Origin of the sequence: Streptomyces sp. NBC_00376 (genome assembly GCF_036077095.1) — a bacterium.
Taxonomy (GTDB): domain Bacteria; phylum Actinomycetota; class Actinomycetes; order Streptomycetales; family Streptomycetaceae; genus Streptomyces.
The window spans coordinates 7,447,897-7,464,744 of sequence record NZ_CP107960.1 but is presented as its reverse complement, the minus strand read 5'-3'; the positions used below and the strand labels follow the sequence as shown (position 1 = coordinate 7,464,744).

15 protein-coding genes and 1 riboswitch are annotated in these 16,848 nt (G+C 68.9%); of the genes, 3 read left to right on the top strand and 12 right to left on the bottom strand.

Annotation, left to right across the window (positions count from 1 at the left end):
• Window positions 1–54: 54 nt before the first annotated feature.
• Window positions 55–1,560 (bottom strand): glutamate-cysteine ligase family protein, encoded by a 1,506-nt coding sequence (locus OG842_RS33575; RefSeq protein ID WP_266735535.1) that lies wholly within the window; start codon window positions 1,558–1,560, stop codon window positions 55–57.
• Between the two features lie 482 nt (window positions 1,561–2,042).
• On the opposite strand from OG842_RS33575, the gene OG842_RS33570 reads away from it, so the two are divergent.
• Window positions 2,043–2,636, top strand: coding sequence for a hypothetical protein (locus tag OG842_RS33570; protein WP_266735537.1), 594 nt, complete (start codon window positions 2,043–2,045; stop codon window positions 2,634–2,636).
• 319 nt (window positions 2,637–2,955) lie between these two features.
• On the top strand, window positions 2,956–3,162 hold the full coding sequence (locus OG842_RS33565) for a DUF5999 family protein (protein ID WP_323185865.1): 207 nt from the start codon (window positions 2,956–2,958) through the stop codon (window positions 3,160–3,162).
• An 87-nt stretch (window positions 3,163–3,249) separates the two neighbouring features.
• On the opposite strand, the gene gcvP is transcribed toward OG842_RS33565, so the two are convergent.
• A complete protein-coding gene (gene gcvP, locus OG842_RS33560) occupies window positions 3,250–6,135 on the bottom strand; it encodes an aminomethyl-transferring glycine dehydrogenase (RefSeq protein WP_266735539.1) in 2,886 nt (961 codons plus the stop codon).
• Window positions 6,136–6,329: 194 nt separating this feature from the next.
• Window positions 6,330–6,426: riboswitch (glycine riboswitch) on the bottom strand.
• A gap of 113 nt (window positions 6,427–6,539) precedes the next feature.
• Between gcvP and OG842_RS33555 the strand changes: the two genes are divergently transcribed.
• Window positions 6,540–6,908, top strand: a complete 369-nt coding sequence (locus tag OG842_RS33555; protein ID WP_266735541.1) for a PRC-barrel domain-containing protein — start codon at window positions 6,540–6,542, stop codon at window positions 6,906–6,908.
• Here the strand turns inward: OG842_RS33555 and OG842_RS33550 are convergent.
• The 10 genes from OG842_RS33550 to OG842_RS33505 form a co-directional block, all read right to left on the bottom strand.
• The gene (locus OG842_RS33550; RefSeq protein ID WP_266735543.1) at window positions 6,833–8,317 is read right to left on the bottom strand and encodes a DNA polymerase IV; all 1,485 of its coding nucleotides are present in this window, start codon (window positions 8,315–8,317) and stop codon (window positions 6,833–6,835) included. The two genes, OG842_RS33555 and OG842_RS33550, sit on opposite strands and share 76 nt — an antisense overlap.
• A gap of 56 nt (window positions 8,318–8,373) precedes the next feature.
• On the bottom strand, window positions 8,374–8,991 hold the full coding sequence (locus OG842_RS33545) for a MerR family transcriptional regulator (protein ID WP_266735544.1): 618 nt from the start codon (window positions 8,989–8,991) through the stop codon (window positions 8,374–8,376).
• A gap of 168 nt (window positions 8,992–9,159) precedes the next feature.
• Window positions 9,160–9,633, bottom strand: a complete 474-nt coding sequence (locus OG842_RS33540; protein ID WP_006123076.1) for a bifunctional nuclease family protein — start codon at window positions 9,631–9,633, stop codon at window positions 9,160–9,162.
• A 53-nt stretch (window positions 9,634–9,686) separates the two neighbouring features.
• Window positions 9,687–10,427: a transcriptional regulator FtsR gene (gene ftsR, locus OG842_RS33535; RefSeq protein ID WP_266735545.1), complete on the bottom strand. Its 741-nt coding sequence runs from the start codon at window positions 10,425–10,427 to the stop codon at window positions 9,687–9,689.
• A gap of 17 nt (window positions 10,428–10,444) precedes the next feature.
• Window positions 10,445–11,233, bottom strand: coding sequence for an FHA domain-containing protein (locus OG842_RS33530; RefSeq protein WP_266735547.1), 789 nt, complete (start codon window positions 11,231–11,233; stop codon window positions 10,445–10,447).
• 190 nt (window positions 11,234–11,423) lie between these two features.
• Window positions 11,424–12,212: a DUF881 domain-containing protein gene (locus OG842_RS33525; RefSeq protein WP_266735549.1), complete on the bottom strand. Its 789-nt coding sequence runs from the start codon at window positions 12,210–12,212 to the stop codon at window positions 11,424–11,426.
• 5 nt (window positions 12,213–12,217) lie between these two features.
• Window positions 12,218–12,550 carry a small basic family protein gene (locus OG842_RS33520; RefSeq protein WP_018522495.1) on the bottom strand — a complete coding sequence of 111 codons (333 nt, stop codon included), beginning with the start codon at window positions 12,548–12,550 and terminating at the stop codon, window positions 12,218–12,220.
• Entirely contained in the window at window positions 12,547–13,470 is a 924-nt protein-coding gene (locus tag OG842_RS33515) for a DUF881 domain-containing protein (protein WP_266735551.1), read from the bottom strand. Before OG842_RS33515 ends, OG842_RS33520 begins: the two co-directional genes overlap by 4 nt.
• 98 nt (window positions 13,471–13,568) lie before the next feature.
• Window positions 13,569–16,064 carry a mannose-1-phosphate guanyltransferase gene (locus OG842_RS33510; RefSeq protein WP_266735554.1) on the bottom strand — a complete coding sequence of 832 codons (2,496 nt, stop codon included), beginning with the start codon at window positions 16,062–16,064 and terminating at the stop codon, window positions 13,569–13,571.
• A gap of 113 nt (window positions 16,065–16,177) precedes the next feature.
• Window positions 16,178–16,786 (bottom strand): CDP-alcohol phosphatidyltransferase family protein, encoded by a 609-nt coding sequence (locus OG842_RS33505; RefSeq protein ID WP_266735556.1) that lies wholly within the window; start codon window positions 16,784–16,786, stop codon window positions 16,178–16,180.
• Window positions 16,787–16,848 lie beyond the last annotated feature (62 nt).

Sequence of the window (16,848 nt, the reverse complement as noted above, 5' to 3'; positions counted from 1 at the left end):
CCCGACCGGCCGTACCGCTCGGGGAGCCGGGCCACGGCATCCGCGTTGCCCTGGTCAGGGCTTGGGAGCACCCGTCGGCCAGCTGTGCACGGGCTCCCCGCTGTGCATCAGCTCGGCGTACCGCCGGGTCGTCGCGGCCAGCGCCGCGTGCCGGTCGAGCCCTGCCTCCCGTGCCCGGTGGTAGGTGTCCGCCTGCCAGGAAGCCCCGTTCACCCGTCGTTTGCAGCGCTCCTCGATGACGCCGAGGTAGCGGTCGCGGTCAGCGGGCTCGATGTTCCAGGCATCGAGCCCCGCCGCGGCCAGCGGCAGCAGCTCGTCGCGTACCAGCTTGACGGCGGGCACCCGGGTGAGCCCGCCCGCACGGCCGGGACGCGGCCAGGTCAGCTCCGCGTCGATGCCCAGGCGGCACGCCGTGTCGAAGTTCTCCTCCGCCGCGGCGAACGGCAGCCGCGTCCACACCGGGCGGGACTCCTCGGCGAGCGCCCGCACGAGCCCGTAGTACAGGGCCGCGTTGGCGATCAGATCGGTGACCGTGGGTCCGGCGGGCAGGACCCGGTTCTCCACCCGCAGATGGGGGACGCCGTCGGCCAGCCCGTACACGGGCCGGTTCCAGCGGTAGACCGTGCCGTTGTGGAGCACCAGTTCCTGCAACCGCGGCACCCCGCCCTCGTCCAGGACCCGCAGCGGCTCCTCCTCGTCGCAGATCGGGAGCAGCGGCGGGAAGTAGCGCAGGTTCTCCTCGAAGAGCTCGTACGCCGAGCCGATCCACCGTTCACCGAACCAGGTCCTGGGCCGCACTCCCTGGTTCTGGAGTTCGGGCGGCCTGGTGTCGGTGGCCTGCTGGAAGAGCGGCGGCCGCGACTCCCGCCACAGCTCCCTGCCGAACAGGAACGGCGAGTTGGCGCCCAGTGCGATCTGGACCCCGGCGACGGCCTGGGCGGCGTTCCACACGGCCGCGAATCGACCCGGTGTCACCTGCAGGTGGAGCTGGACCGAGGTGCAGGCGGCCTCCGGGGTGATCGAGGCGGAGGTGGACACCAACCGCTCCACGCCCTGGATATCGAGGGAGAAATCCTCGCCCCGGGCGGCCACGATTTGATCGTTGAGCAGTGTGTAGCGGTCCGCGTCCGAGAGGTTCGCCGCGACGAGGTCCTCGCGGCGCAGGGTGGGCAGAATACCGATCATCATGATCCCGGCGTCGACCTCGCCCGCCTTCCGGTGGGCATATCCGAGCCCGGTCCTGAGCTCTTCGGCCAACTGGTCGAAAACCTGCCCGTCCAGGCGGTGCGGGACTATGTTCACCTCCAAATTGAACATCCCGAGTTCCATCTGGAAATCACGGCTCGCGATGCGTGGGAGGACCTCCCCATTCATCATCTTCGGCATGCCGTCGGCGCCCGCGAGATTCAGCTCGATCTCCACGCCCATGAGGTTGCGCGGCCGGTCGAACCTCCGCTCCTCCAACAGCCGCTCCAGCCCCTCCAGGCACTGGTGGAGCTTCCTCCGGTACCCCTGCCGATCGGACAGGTCAAAGGCGCCCGCCACGACCTTCTCCCCCATCGGAGCGTCCCTCCCTCAAGTGGGCGGCCCGCGGCCCAGGCCGCTCGCGTCACGATCGATAATGCCCAGGCCGGGTGATCCATAACGCCCCCGCGAACGCCGCGGACCCAGTAATCTGAGTGCGCCCGCCCGAGGCACATTCCATGGGCATGGTGCAGCACCGGTTTCCCCGCCCGGCGCACGGTGAATACACGGTCGCGTTTCAGCCGTCCGCGCCCGGGGAAAAATCCCAGGCGGCGGCTGCGCCGCTGACGCAAAATCAGCAGATTCTCCGCATAATAAAGTCTCGATACCGCCTTGTCGGCAATACCTGCGACGGCTAGTGGAATCACCGCGTGAACACGTGTCGTATAAACTCCGCGGACGAGGCAGAGAGTTGACGCACCGGCTCAGTCACCGGCCTCCTCTGGCCCCGCATGCCGACAGCGCCGTCTGCACCCGCCCACGCACCACCGTGTCTCCGAAGTGAGAGGCGACCCACTATGCCGCTGCATGTTCCTCCGGCTCCCGCGCCCGCTCTGCGCAGCGTTCTCGCGGCACTCGGTTCACCCACCGCAGTCCGCGAGGCCCGCACCCCAGCCCTCCGATCCGCCGAGGGACCGCTGAGCCCCGAACTCCCGCTCCCCGTCCATGTACTGGACCGGATCGGGCCGGGCGGGCTCGCTCCCGCCACCAGGCTGGCCGGGTGGCGGTTCCTGATCCGCGGCTCGGAGCAGCCCGTCGCCGCGGCGGACACCATGCTCACTCCGGACGGCTGGACCTTCTCGCACTTCTTCGAGGGCCCCTACATCGCCTCGACCGAACTCGCCCTGCGCCAGGCCGAGACGGTGACCAGTCACTACCAGCCACGGCTGCTGTCCATCCCGGAGCTCTACATGCTCGCGCTGTGGCTCCACGGCGACGCCGAGGCCGACGCCGCCGGCGGGGCGCTCGCCCCCGCCGATCTCCTGGTTCCGCTGGCTCCCGCCCCGCCGGGCATCGCGGCCCATCGCCCGCACCGGGTCGCCGATCTGCTGCGCGTGATGACGCTGCGCATCACCCCTGGCCCCGGCCCCCTGCTCGGATCACCGGCCTGAGGACCGGACCCCGTACGAGAACGCTGTGCCCCGCCACCGTCCCCGGTGGCGGGGCACAGCGCTGAGGGGGCGCACTTCGGTGCCCGACCGGACTAGCCCGGTCCGGCCACCCCGAACCACCCGAAGTGACAGTGCAATTGCGGTGAACCGTCCGCGCGGGTGACGCGTCCTTCGAGTAAGGACAAGTGCTGCTGCGAAATGCCTGCGGAATGACGCCCGTGGGGCAACACTGGGACCGGACCGATCGATACGGGGGGCGGCCATGAACACCTCATCAAGCCGCAGGACATTCACTACAACGCAGCGAAAGAACCCAGCCATGTGCCAGCACCAGCCACCATGCCCGACCGCCGATTCAGCCGACCGGGAAGCCGCCCGCCTGATGGCCCACCACCCGGAGCAGGGCTGGAGCCTGCTGTGCAACGGAGTCCTGCTCTTCGAGGACACCGGTGAGCTGCTCCCCGACGGTCAGATCATCGCTCCGCACCGGCCCCTGGGGACCGACCGGGTGATGAAGGCCGCCTGACCGCGGCCGGTACGAGCAGGGGCCGGCCCGGAGAATTCTCCGAACCGGCCCCGACGCATGCCCGCGTCACTCCCCCGCGCTCATGACTCAGTTGTCGTACTCGTCCAGCGGCGGGCAGGAGCAGACGAGGTTGCGGTCACCGAAGGCGCCGTCGATCCGGCGCACCGGCGGCCAGTACTTGTCGGCGGCCGAGACGCCGGCCGGGAAGACCGCCACCTCACGGCTGTACCCGTGCTTCCACTCCCCGCCCAGCATCGCCGCGGTGTGCGGAGCATTGTGCAGCGGGTTGTCGTCCGCGCTCCACTCGCCGGAGGCCACCTTCTCGACCTCGCCGCGAATGGCGATCATCGTGTCGCAGAACCGGTCGAGCTCCGCGAGGTTCTCGCTCTCGGTCGGCTCGATCATCAGCGTCCCGGCGACCGGGAACGACATGGTCGGCGAGTGGAAGCCGTAGTCGATCAGACGCTTGGCGATGTCGTCGACGCTGACGCCGGTGGCCTTGGAGATCGGCCGCAGGTCCACGATGCACTCGTGCGCGACCAGACCGGCCGGGCCGTTGTACAGGATCGGGTAGTGCGGCTCCAGACGCTTGGCGATGTAGTTGGCCGCGAGCACGGCGACCTGCGTGGCCCGCTTCAGGCCCTCCCCGCCCATCAGCCGCACGTACGCCCAGGAGATGGGCAGGATGCCGGCCGAACCCCACGGAGCGGCCGAGATCGGTCCGACCCCGGTCTCGGGGCCCGCGGCGGGCTGCAGCGGGTGGTTCGGCAGGTACGGCGCGAGGTGCGCGCGCACCCCGACCGGGCCGACGCCGGGGCCGCCGCCGCCGTGCGGGATGCAGAAGGTCTTGTGCAGGTTCAGGTGCGAGACGTCGCCGCCGAAGCGGCCCGGCTTCGCGAGGCCCACCAGCGCGTTGAGGTTGGCGCCGTCGACGTACACCTGACCGCCGGCGTCGTGCACCTCGGCGCAGATGTCGGCGACGTGCTCCTCGAACACACCGTGCGTCGACGGGTACGTGATCATGAGTACGGCGAGCTCGTCGCGGTGCTTCTCGATCTTGGCGCGCAGGTCATCGACGTCCACCTCGCCGTCGTCGGCGGTCCTCACCACGACGACCTTCATGCCGGCCATGACGGCGCTGGCCGCGTTGGTGCCGTGCGCGGAGGACGGGATGAGGCAGACGGTGCGCTGGTCGTCACCGTTGGCCCGGTGGTACGCGCGTACGGCCAGCAGGCCCGCGAACTCGCCCTGCGATCCCGCGTTCGGCTGGATGGAGACGGCGTCGTAGCCGGTGACCTCGGCGAGGCGCTCCTCCAGCTCGCGGATGAGGGTGAGGAAGCCCTGCGCCTGCTCGGCCGGTGCGAAGGGGTGCAGCGCGCCGAACTCGGGCCAGGTGACCGGCTCCATCTCGGTGGTCGCGTTCAGCTTCATGGTGCAGGAGCCGAGCGGGATCATGCCGCGGTCCAGCGCGTAGTCGCGGTCGGCGAGCTTGCGCAGGTAGCGCAGCATCGCGGTCTCGGAGCGGTGCTGGTGGAAGACCGGGTGGGTGAGGATCTCGTCGGTGCGCAGCAGCGCCTCGGGAAGCGCGTCGGCGACGGTGGCGTCCAGCGCCTCGATGTCCCCGTCGGCGCCGAAGGCGGCCCAGACTGCGGCGATCTGCGTACGCGTGGTGGTCTCGTCGCAGGCGACGGAGACCAGGTCGGCGTCGACGAGCCGCAGGTTGACCCCGCGCTCACGGGCGGCGGCGACGGTCTTCGCGGCCCCGCCCGGGACGCGCACGGTGAGGGTGTCGAAGAAGGCGCCGGTCACGACGTCGACCCCGGCGGCGCGCAGGCCCTCGGCCAGGATCGTCGCGTAGCGGTGGGTGCGCCGGGCGATCGTCCGCAGCCCGTCCGGGCCGTGGTACACCGCGTACATTCCGGCCATGACGGCGAGCAGCACCTGGGCGGTACAGATGTTGCTGGTGGCCTTCTCGCGGCGGATGTGCTGCTCGCGGGTCTGCAGGGCCAGCCGGTAGGCCTTGTTGCCGTCCGCGTCGACGGAGACACCGACGAGACGGCCCGGAAGGCTGCGGGCGAACTTCTCGCGCACGGCCATGAATCCTGCGTGCGGTCCGCCGAAGCCCATCGGCACACCGAAGCGCTGCGTGGTACCGATCGCGATGTCCGCGCCCAGGTCACCGGGCGAGGTGAGCAGGGTCAGGGCGAGCAGGTCGGCGGCGACCGTGACGATCGCACCCAGCTCGTGGGCCTGATCGATGACGGGCTTGATGTCCCGGACCGCTCCGGAGGCGCCCGGGTACTGCACCAGCACGCCGAAGACACCGCGCTCGGCGAGCTCCGCCGGGATGCCCTCGGACAGGTCGGCGACGACGACCTCGACACCGGTCGGCTCGGCGCGGGTCTCTATGACCGCGACCGTCTGCGGCAGGGCGTCGGCGTCGACCAGGAAGACACCGTCCTTCACCTTGCCGACGCGCCGGGAGAGCGCCATGGCCTCGGCGGCCGCGGTGCCCTCGTCGAGCAGCGAGGCACCGGAGGTGGGCAGCCCGGTCAGCTCGGCGACCATGGTCTGGAAGTTGAGCAGCGCCTCCAGGCGGCCCTGCGAGATCTCCGGCTGGTACGGCGTGTAGGCCGTGTACCAGGCGGGGTTCTCCATGACGTTGCGCAGGATCACCGGCGGGGTGAAGGTGCCGTAGTAGCCGAGCCCGATCATCGGGGCCAGCACCTGGTTGCGGTCCGCGAGCTCGCGCAGCTCGGCGAGGACCTCGGCCTCGGTGCGAGCGGACGGCAGTGCGAGCGCCTCGGCGCTCTTGATGACATCGGGCACCGCGGCAGCGGTGAGTTCGTCCAGCGAGCCGTAACCGACCTGGGCGAGCATCTTCGACTGCGCCTCGTCATCGGGACCGATGTGGCGCTGCTCGAACGGAATGCCCTGCTCCAGCTGGGAGAGCGGAGTGCGACGGGGGGTCATGGTGGAGGCCTCCTGGTCTGTCACGACCTGCGAGGGGCACCACGGCGCGGGTGCCCGAACGGCCTCCCCCTCTGTCATCTCAACCTGAGAGCTTCACCGGCGCGCCTTGCGGCGTACCGGCTTTCACCGTCGGTGAGGAAGGGAATCGCACCGGCACTCGGCCGCACGAAACCCGCCCTGCTTTCCAGAGTGACCTCGTCCGTGCGGTACGGGGGCCTGAGAGATTCCGGGGAGGATTTGCTCCTTCGGCGCCTTCGGATCAACTCCGGAGGACTCTCCCGCACGGGGTCAGCAGCCATCACCAGCCTACCAGCGGGGTTCGTGGCTGATTTCTCGAGTGGCCAACCACCCGGATCTGCCTTTTTGTAGTGCTTGTGGAGTAGCCGCGACCAGTGGGAGGGACCGTGCAGAGCGACATCGATCCGCGCCGCCTGATCGGCCGCAAGGCGTTCGACCGCAAGGGCACCAAGATCGGGACCGTGGACGAGGTGTATCTCGACGACGCGACCGGTGTGCCCGAGTGGGCAGCCGTACGTACCGGACTCTTCAGCCGGGACGCGTTCGTCCCGCTGGAACCCAGCGAATTCGTGGAGGACACGCTCCGCATCCCCTTCGACCGTGCGCTCATCAAGGACGCACCGGACTTCGGTGTAGGCCGTCATCTCTCGCCGGAACAGGAGCTCCAGCTCTACCGGCACTACGGTCTGGACTCCCCGCCCGAGGAGATCGGTCCGGACAGGGACTTCGGCAGGCTGGCCGGCCAGGACGAGTAGTCCACCGGGTCCCTCACCAACGGCAGCGGATCGGCGGGCCGCAGTTCCGGGTCGTCGATCCGGAACGTACGCACCCGGCCGGGCGCCGACCCGGGCTCCTCGAAACGCACCGTCACCCGGCCGACACCACTGCCCTGCACCCAGCCATGGCCGTACGTCCCGTGGTGCACGTCGTGTCCGGCGGGCCAGCGCCGAGCTGCGCGCTGCTCGGCGGTCTCCGGGGCCGGTGCCCGGGGATCGCCCGGCGGCCCGCCCCCGTCGTCCCCCGCCGGTGCCGCCCCCTCCGCCGAGTCCTCGGCCGACTGACCGGCGGCTTCCTCGGCCGCGTTCCGCTCGCCGGCGGCCTGGGCGAAAAGATCCTCCTGGGTGTAGTCGGCGAGCCCCGTCACGCCCACTCCCAGGAGCCGGATGCCTCCGGTGGTGTCAACGGCCTCCAGGAGCCGTGCGGCGGCCTCACGGACCACCGTGGGGTCGTCCGTGGGCCCACGGAGCGTCTCGGACCGCGTGAGCGTCGAGAAGTCGTACCGGCGCACCTTCAGCACCACGGTGCGCCCGGACCTCCCCGCGCCCCGCAAGCGCTGGACGCACCGGTCGGCCAGCCGCTCGACCTCCGTCCTGATCCGCACCCGGTCATGCAGGTCGGCGTCGAAGGTGTCCTCGACGGACACCGATTTGGCGTCCCGCTCCGCGACCACCGGCCGGTCGTCGTACCCGAACGCCATGCGGTGCAGCGAGCCGCCGTGCGCCTTCCCCAGCAGGCGTACGAGCTCGTCCTCGCCCGCCTCGACCAGGTCGTCGACCGTCGTCATCCCCGCACGGCGCAGATGATCCGCCGTCGCCGGCCCGACCCCGGGGAGGATCCGCACCGTCATGGGTGCGAGCAGCGCCCGCTCCGTGCCCGGCTCTATGAGCAGCAGGCCGTCCGGCTTCGCCTCCTCCGAAGCGATCTTGGCAAGCATCTTGGAACCGGCGAGCCCGACCGAGCCGGTGAGCCCAGTGACCGCCTTGATGGCCGTACGCAGCTGCTCACCGATCTCCCGCGCCGAAGCCGCGTCGTCGGCCGTCCCCCCGGCCTCCAGGTCCACGAAGGCCTCGTCCAGGCTGAGCGGCTCCACCAGCGGCGAGAGCCGGGCGAGCAGCTCCATCACCTGGTCGCTGACGGTCCGGTACAGCTGGAAGCGGGGCACCAGATAGGCCGCGTTGGGCGCCAGCCGCCGCGCCTGCGCCGTGGGCATCGCCGAGTGCACCCCGAAGCGACGGGCCTCGTACGACGCGGTGGCGACGACTCCGCGCGGCCCGAGCCCGCCCACCACGACCGGCTTGCCGCGCAGGCTGGGCTTGGCCGCCTGCTCGGCGGAGGCGTAGAAGGCATCCATGTCCAGATGCAGGATGGTGGGCGCGGCTCTCACATCGTCGATGCTGCCCTACGGCACTGACAATCGCCGCGCCCGGACCGCGGGCCGCGTCAGCCGGCGCGGTTGCGCCGCCGCGCGAGCTCGTCGGTGGGGTTGTTCCCGATGAGGGTCTCGCCGGTGTCCACCCGCTCGCCGTGCAGCTGCGAGAGCGCGGCGTCCACGTCCTGCCACACCACACCCACCGCGATCCCGAAGACCCCCTGGCCACCCTGGAGCAGGCTGACGACCTCGTCGGGCGAGGAGCACTCGTAGACCGTCGCCCCGTCGCTCATCAGCGTCATCCGCTCGAGGTCCTGGAATCCGCGGGCCCGCAGATGCTGCACCGTGGTGCGGATGTTCTGGAGTGCCACGCCGGTGTCCAGGAAGCGCTTCACAATCTTCAGCAGGACGACGTCCCGGAAGCTGTAGAGCCGCTGTGTGCCGGAGCCGTACGCCGGACGCACGCTCGGCTCCACCAGCCCCGTGCGCGCCCAGTAGTCGAGCTGCCGGTAGGTGATCCCGGCCGCCGCGCAGGCGGTCGGCCCGCGATATCCGATGTCGTTGGCCGAAGCCACTCCGTCCCCCGCCACCGCCGCCGGTTGAACCGGTTGCACGATGGTGTGGTCGGCTGTACTCCCCTGCTGCGGATACGGCCCACCCGCTGCCGTACCGTCGCCGCTGCTTCTCACGCCGACCTCCGTCCTTGACCTGCCATCTCGAAGGTAGGCAGTCACTCGGGGTGCGTCAACGATCGCCACACTCGGCACGCCGAGTGATAATCACCCTGAGGGTGGTTTCCCGTGTCTCTCGAGCGGGAAAGGCTTGCCGGATGCGCTGACGGCAACCCCGAAGAACGGTCACTGACTGTTGGTGCCGAAATCCTCCGGGGAGATCTGATCGAGGAACTCGCGGAATTTCTCCACCTCGTCCTCCTGCTCGTCCGGGATGGCGATGCCTGCGTCGTCGAGCACCCCGTCACTGCCATAGATCGGCGTTCCGGTGCGCAACGCGAGCGCTATGGCGTCGGACGGCCGCGCGCTCACCTCGACCCCGCTGGCAAAGACCAGCTCCGCGTAGAAGACCCCTTCCCGTAGGTCCGTGATGCGGACCTCGGTGAGCTCCTGGCCGACGGCCTCGAGCACGTCCTTGAAGAGATCATGGGTCAGCGGCCTGGCCGGAGCCATGCCCTGCTGGGCGAAGGCGATCGCGGTCGCCTCACCAGGACCGATCCAAATGGGGAGGTACCGGTCGCCTCCCACTTCACGCAGGAGCACGATCGGTTGGTTCGAGGGCATTTCCACCCGGACACCCACAACGTCGAGCTCGTTCACACAGCAACCCTAGGACGTGCCCGGCAGGTTTGGGTAGTCGGGCAGCCTGGCGATCAGTGGAGCCGGATGTGCAGGGCGCTCTGTACCAGGGCCGAATGAAGCCTCACGGACAGCTCCGCGAGTTCTTTCGCAGTGGCCTCCGCATGGGCTCTGGTCTGCGGATTCCGGTGCCGCCGCAGGGGTGCGACCACCTGCTCGATGAGCCCGACCTCGCGATCCGCAGCGGCCCGCATGGCACGCAGGTGACGCGGCTCCAGACCGAACCTGCCCAGATCCGCCACAAGCCTGGCCACGGTCACCATCTCGGCGTCGTAACCGCCCTCGGCGGTCGGAACCACCAGTCCGTACGACTCCCACTCGTCGAGGTCGCTCTCGGTGACCTCGGCGGCCGCCAGCAGCTCCGCACGGCCGATCCGGGCCGCGGTGGCCCGTCCGGGCTCCGCGTCCCAGCCAACGGTCAGGTCCCGTGGGCCGCCCCCGGAAGGCAGGGCGGCCTGTTCACCACGGGCGAGGGCATCCAGATGTTCGCGGATGACCTTCAGCGGGAGGTAGTGGTCCCGCTGCATGCGCAGCACCTGCGCCAGCCGCTCCACATCGGCGCCGCGGAACTTGCGATAGCCGGAAGGGGTCCGCTGCGGCTCGACGAGCCCTTCGGCCTCCAGGAAACGAATCTTGGAGATCGTGACCTCGGGAAACTCGTCCCGCAGCCGCAGGAGCACCGCGCCGATGCTCATCGGGCGGTCGTCGGCGGAGGCGGTGCCGGTCACGGCACCGCCCGTCGGTGTTCTCAGCATGGACCTTCCCTGACGGGTCAGATACCGCGCTGGCTCGCGTAGAAGACCAGCCGGTACTTACCGATCTGCACTTCGTCGCCATTGGACAGGGCGACGGAGTCGATGCGCTCACGGTTGACGTAGGTGCCGTTGAGGCTGCCCACGTCCCCGACCGTGAAGCTTCCGTCGGGGCTCCTGCGGAACTCCACGTGCCGACGCGACACCGTCACGTCGTCGAGGAAGATGTCGCTCTGCGGGTGGCGGCCGGCCGTGGTCAGCTCACCGTCCAGCAGGAAACGGCTGCCGGAGTTCGGACCACGACGCACCACCAGGAGCGCCGAGCCGAGCGGAAGGGCGTCCACGGCGGCCTGAGCCTCGGGCGAGAGGGACGGCACAGCCGTCTGCCCGGTGGCCTCCGCCTCGTACGCCTCGAGACCGGAGATGGAGATGGTCGACGTCGTCTCCGAGGCACGCTCGGGAACTCCGCCCCTCAGCGGAGCACCGCAGTTGGAGCAGAAACGGCTGGCCTCGGCATTGCGATGCCCGCACCTCGTACAGACCGGCATGGACGAACCCTCCTGCCTGGGGGCGAACTCTCCACCCGAACTCGAGGTCGACGATTCCCCGAAACCTATGCGGCCGGGACCGGCAGGGTCAACAGACGACGCGCCGGATACTCCCGAATTGTCACTGCCAGTACCCGACACCTGATCACGGAAGAGCGGGCGCTCCGTGCCCTGCTCCTCCGCCTGGCCATGGCGCGGCGCGCGATGGCGAGCGGCCTCGTCGCGAGCGCTCTTGCCGAACAACTTCCCAAACAACTTCACGGGCGATTCCCCTTGACCGAAATAGACCCGCCCGTGGGGCAGGACGAACCCTGAATGAACACACCTGCCGACCCGGACATCCTCACAACGTCCGTATCCACTCGACAGTTTCCACCACGCACCACCAATACGATGCGGCGACCCCCCGCAACCTTGCGCCCGTCTCCTTCGCCCCTTCCGCACCGCCGCCTCACGGGGACGACGACCGAGCGTAGTCAGGCTGCTTCGCCGGTCGCAAGGCGTCCACGACGATGTCGTCGGCCTGCTCCACCTGCACGGTGGCCTGCTCCTTCTCCAGCGTCTGCACCACGCCGCCAGGAATGTTCAGTGCCGGCTCCAGATCCTGGGGCTTGCCGATCACCTCGAAGACGTACGGCGCGGTGATCTTATGGTCGTCAACCCTGACGTTGCCGCCGTCACCGGAGAAGTACGTGTTGGCCACCACGCGCACCCCGTTGACCTCGATCGCCTCGGCGCCCGCCGCCCGCAGCTCCTGAAGGGCGTCGAGCAGCATGTCCGCCTTCACCCCGTTCCCGGGGTCGTTGACGGTCAGCGTGATCCCGGGCCCGTGTGCCGCCACGGTGCCCGCGAGCACGCCGAGTTGCCGCTCCTTCTCCACCGTCTGCTTACGCGCCTCCTCGGCCTGGTCGGAGCTGTTCTCCAGCTCCGTGCGCTGAGCGTCCAGCCGCTGCTTCTCGTCCTCCAGACGCTGGGTCCGGTCGTCCAGCTCGTCGAGGATCCTGACCAGGTCCTCCTGCCGGGCGCCCCGCAGCGCACTGTTGTCGCTGTTGGACCGCACCTGAATGGCCAGGCCGAGACCGAGGACGAACAGCAGTAGCGCGACGACGAGTTGGGCCCGCGTCACCCGCGGCGGCCAGAGTCCGGCGATCAGCCGCTGACGACCGGTGAGCTCATTGGCGGAGCCCGCCGCACGCTCTGCGGCGTGCTCCGTCTCCTCGGGAAGTTCTTCGTTGCTCATCGGCCTCAGGCCCGGAAGACGTGCCGGCGGATGGCCGCGGCGTTGGAGAAGATCCGGATCCCGAGCACGACCACCACACCGGTGGACAGCTGGGCACCGACGCCCAGCTTGTCGCCCAGGAACACGATCAGCGCGGCGACCACGACGTTCGAAAGGAACGACACGACGAACACCTTGTCGACAAAGATCCCGTCGAGCATGGCGCGCAGACCGCCGAAGACTGCGTCGAGGGCAGCCACGACGGCGATCGGGAGATAGGGCTCGACCATCGCCGGCACCTCGGGCCGGACCAACAGTCCGACCACGACTCCCACGACGAGGCCCAGTACGGCGATCACGATGTGCCCTTCCCTGTGTCTGCCGCACCACTGCCGGTGTCTGCGGCTTTATAAGGCTCTGCTGTACGTACGATCAGGCTCGGCGCGACCGGAAGGCTCACCTTCTGCTGCACGGACAGGCTCGTCCGGACGTCGAAGGTGTCCTTGAGCGCCTGAAGATACTGGCCGTCGGCACTGTCCTGGAACGCGGTGCCGAGTTGCTTCCCGTTCCCCACCGCCAGCACCGTGTAGGGCGGGACGAGCGGTCTGTTGTCGACCAGTATGGCGTCGCCCGCCGCACGGATCGCCGACAGGGCTGTCAGGCGCTGCCCGTTGATCGCGATCGCCTCGGCACCGGACTGCCACAGGCCGTTGACGACCCGCTGGAGGTCCCGGTCGCGGACCCGCCCGGTGTCGGCGAATCCACTGGTCTCCCGCGGTCCGCCGCCGCCCTGGTCGGTGTCCTTGGCGTCGTCGATGACGAGCTTCACGCCGGGCCCCTCCACGGGGGTCGCGCCGGCGAGGAGTGCCACTCGTTCCCCCTGGTCCCCGCCGTGCTTCTCCAGCGCCTTGCGCTGGCGCCGGCCCACGTCGTCCCGGAGCTCGTCCACCTGCGACTCGAGGTCGTCGGCCGCCGCCGTCTCGTCGTCGATGCGGTCGATCAGCTCCTGGCGCTCCTTGGCGAGGACCGGCGCCGAGACACGCGCCTCCGCGGCCCCGAGCGTGACGACGAGGGCGGCCAGCACCAGGCAAGCGGCGAGGCCGAGTTTCGACTTGAGCGTACGGGGCAGGCCCGCGGTCCCGTCGGCCTTGCGACGCGCCGAGGCCTCGGCGTATCCGTCGTCCAGGCTGTGGTCCATCACATTGGTCAGCAGCGACATGGACGCATCGGGACGCGCGGGAGGCGAGGCGGTACTCCGATCGGGGGGCTGCTGCGACATGCCGCACATCGTCGCACGTCGCCACGGCTAGCGCCGAATGGCCCCACCGGTGTGCCCGCTGACGCCGCCGGGCGCCACCGGACACACCGGGAGAACCGTCACTGACCTGCGCTGTCCACTACTGCCGTCCATTCGTCCAGCAGCGCCTGCGCGGAGGCGTCGTCCGGACCTTCGGCCCACAGATGGGTGACCGCTTCGGCCGGGTCCGGCAGCACCATCACCCACCGCCCGTCGGTCTCGACCACCCGCACCCCGTCCGTCGTATCGACGCTGCGGTCACCGGCGGCCTCCACGACCCGCCGCATGACCAGCCCCTTGACTGCCCAGGGGGTGGCGAGATCGCGGCGCAGGACATGGGCACGGGGGATGCGGGCATCGATCTGGCTCAGGGTGAGCTGGGTCCTGGCCACCAGGCCGAGGAGCCGGACGAACGCAGCCGATCCGTCGAAGACGCTGCTGAATTCGGGAACGACGAAGCCCCCGCGTCCGTCTCCACCGAAGATGGTGCCTTCCTCACGTGCCACGCGGGTCAGATCGTCGGGCGATGTCGTCGTCCATTCGACCTGAGTGCCGTGGTACGCCGCGACCTGCTCGGCGACGCGTGTCGTGGTGACCGGCAACGCCACCCGCCCGCTGCGCCGCTCGGCTGCCACGAGGTCGAGCAGCACGAGGAGCGCCCGGTCGTCCTCGACGATCCTGCCCCGCTCGTCGACCAGGGAGAGCCGCTCGCCGACCGGATCGAACCGCACGCCGAACGCGGCCCGCGCCGAGGAGACGATCTCGCCGAGCCGTACGAGTCCGGAGCGCCGGGTCTCGGCGGACTCGGTGGGTCGTGATTCGTCGAGGCCGGGATTGATGGTCAACGCGTCGACACCGAGGCGTCCCAGCAGGCTGGGCAGCACGAGCCCGGCACTCCCGTTGGACGCGTCGACGACCACCTTGAGACCCGCATCGGCAATCCCCGCGGTGTCCACGTTCCGCAGCAGCGCTCCGGTGTACGAGTCGAAGACGCTGGACGGGAAGTGCAGATCGCCGATCTCGCCCGGGAAGGCACGGCGGTATTCCTGTCGTGCGTAGACCCGGTCCAGTTTCCGCTGTCTCGCCTGCGACAGGTCCGCTCCGCGCTCGTCGATGAACATGATGTCGACCGAGTCGGGCACGCCGGGAGACGTACGGATCATGATCCCGCCGGCGCTGCCCCGGGCGGTCTGCTGGCGCGCGACGGGCAGCGGTACGTTCTCCAGGTCCCGGACGTCGATGGCGCTGGCCTGAAGGGCCGAGATCACCGCTCGCTTCAGGGCACGGGCACCGCGGGAGTGGTCACGTGCGGTGGTGACCGTCGAGCCCTTCTTCAGGGTCGTGGCGTAGGCACCGGCGAGCCGGACGGCCAGTTCCGGGGTGATCTCGACGTTCAGGATCCCGGACACACCTCGGGCGCCGAAGAGATGAGCCTGTCCGCGCGATTCCCAGATGACCGAGGTGTTGACGAAGGCGCCGGCCTCGATGGTCTTGAACGGGTAGACGCGGACATTGCCCTGGATGATCGACTCCTCACCGATCAGGCATTCGTCCCCGATGACCGCGCCGTCCTCGATGCGGGCCGCCCGCATGACGTCTGTGTTCTTGCCGATCACGCAACCGCGCAAATTGCTCTGCTGCCCGATGTAGACGTTGTCGTGCACCACGGCCTTGTGCAGGAATGCGCCGCTCTTGACGACCACGTTCGATCCGATGACCGTGTGCTCGCGAATCTCCGCTCCGGCTTCCACCTTCGCGTAGTCCCCGATGTAGAGAGGTCCGCGCAGAACAGCGTCGGGATGTACCTCCGCGCCTTCCGCCACCCATACTCCGGGCGAGATCTCGAAGCCGTCGATGTCGACATCGACCTTGCGTTCAAGAACGTCGGCCTGTGCCTTCACGTAGCTCTCGTGAGTGCCGACGTCCTCCCAGTAGCCCTCTGCGACATAGCCGTAGATGGGCTTGCCTTCCTTCATGAGCTGCGGGAAGACATCGCCGGACCAGTCCACCGAGACGTCGGCCTCGACATAGTCGAATACCTCGGGCTCCATGACGTAGATGCCGGTGTTGACGGTGTCCGAGAAGACCTGGCCCCAGGTGGGCTTCTCCAGGAAGCGTTCGACCTGGCCGCCCTCGTCGACAATCGTGATGCCGAATTCCAGAGGGTTCGGCACACGGGTCAGGCACACCGTGACGAGACCGCCCTTTTCCTTGTGGAAGGCGATCAGATCGCTGAGATCGAAATCGGTGAGAGCGTCACCGGAAATGACGAGGAAGGTGTCGTCCTTCAGCGCTTCCTCGGCATTCTTCACGCTCCCCGCGGTACCGAGAGGTTTCTCCTCGTTGGCATAGCTGAGCTCCATCCCGAGCTCTTCTCCGTCCCCGAAGTAGTTCTTGACCAGCGAGGCGAGAAACTGGACCGTTACGACGGTCTCATTCAGCCCGTGCCGCTTCAACAGCCGAAGCACGTGCTCCATGATCGGCCGATTGGCGACGGGCAGAAGCGGCTTGGGCATGCTCGAGGTCATGGGGCGAAGGCGTGTGCCTTCGCCGCCAGCCATCACGACGGCCTTCATGTCGGAAACGTCCTCCTTGAAGAGACGACGGTTTAGCCGACTTCGCCCGTCGGGGCACCATCCGGGTCATCAGCGGCGGGCCGGCCACACTGCACGGCACCGCATCAACGAGCTCAATCGGCTGCTACATCCGCCTTGACGAGCCGGCGGACCTGAACCACGTAGAGGATCCCTGCCCACCAATAGAGCGTTGTACCCCAACCTGCGAACGCCCATCCGAAAATAGCGGCCAGCGATGCAAGCCAACCACTTCCGTCGCTGAGCAGCAACAAGGGGAACGCGTACATCAGGTTGAACGTGGCAGCCTTGCCCAGGAAGTTCACCTGGGGCGGCGGATAGCCGTGGCGCCGCAGGATTCCTACCATCACGAGGAGCATCAGCTCACGCGCGACAAGTGCTGCGGTCAGCCACAGCGGGAGGATCTCCCGCCAGGTGAGGCCGACGAGGGTCGAAAGGATGTAGAGGCGATCCGCAGCAGGATCCAGGAGCCGGCCGAGGTTGCTGATCTGGTTCCACCGGCGGGCGAGCTTACCATCGAGGTAATCGCTGATACCGCTGAGCATCAACACCAGCAGGGCCCAGCCGTCGCTCTGCGGCCCGCCGAACACGGGGCGAAGAATCAGCCACAGGAAGAGCGGAACCCCGACAAGGCGAGCCATGCTGAGGATGTTGGGGATGGTGAGTACCCGGTCCGTCTGAACCCGAGTCTCCTGGACCTCCACCCGGGGGCCTCCTGTGAAGAAAGTGCCAATGATGCCCCCTGACCTTACCCTCAGCCACCGCT

Excerpts from the sequence above, each read along its gene's own strand:
- OG842_RS33575 (WP_266735535.1), bottom strand. The coding sequence starts at position 1,560 with ATGGGGGAGAAGGTCGTGGCGGGCGCCTTTGACCTGTCCGATCGGCAG.
- OG842_RS33570 (WP_266735537.1), top strand. The coding sequence starts at position 2,043 with ATGCCGCTGCATGTTCCTCCGGCTCCCGCGCCCGCTCTGCGCAGCGTT.
- OG842_RS33565 (WP_323185865.1), top strand. The coding sequence starts at position 2,956 with ATGTGCCAGCACCAGCCACCATGCCCGACCGCCGATTCAGCCGACCGG.
- gcvP (WP_266735539.1), bottom strand. The coding sequence starts at position 6,135 with ATGACCCCCCGTCGCACTCCGCTCTCCCAGCTGGAGCAGGGCATTCCG.
- ftsR (WP_266735545.1), bottom strand. The coding sequence starts at position 10,427 with ATGCTGAGAACACCGACGGGCGGTGCCGTGACCGGCACCGCCTCCGCC.
- OG842_RS33525 (WP_266735549.1), bottom strand. The coding sequence starts at position 12,212 with ATGAGCAACGAAGAACTTCCCGAGGAGACGGAGCACGCCGCAGAGCGT.
- OG842_RS33515 (WP_266735551.1), bottom strand. The coding sequence starts at position 13,470 with ATGTCGCAGCAGCCCCCCGATCGGAGTACCGCCTCGCCTCCCGCGCGT.
- OG842_RS33510 (WP_266735554.1), bottom strand. The coding sequence starts at position 16,064 with ATGAAGGCCGTCGTGATGGCTGGCGGCGAAGGCACACGCCTTCGCCCC.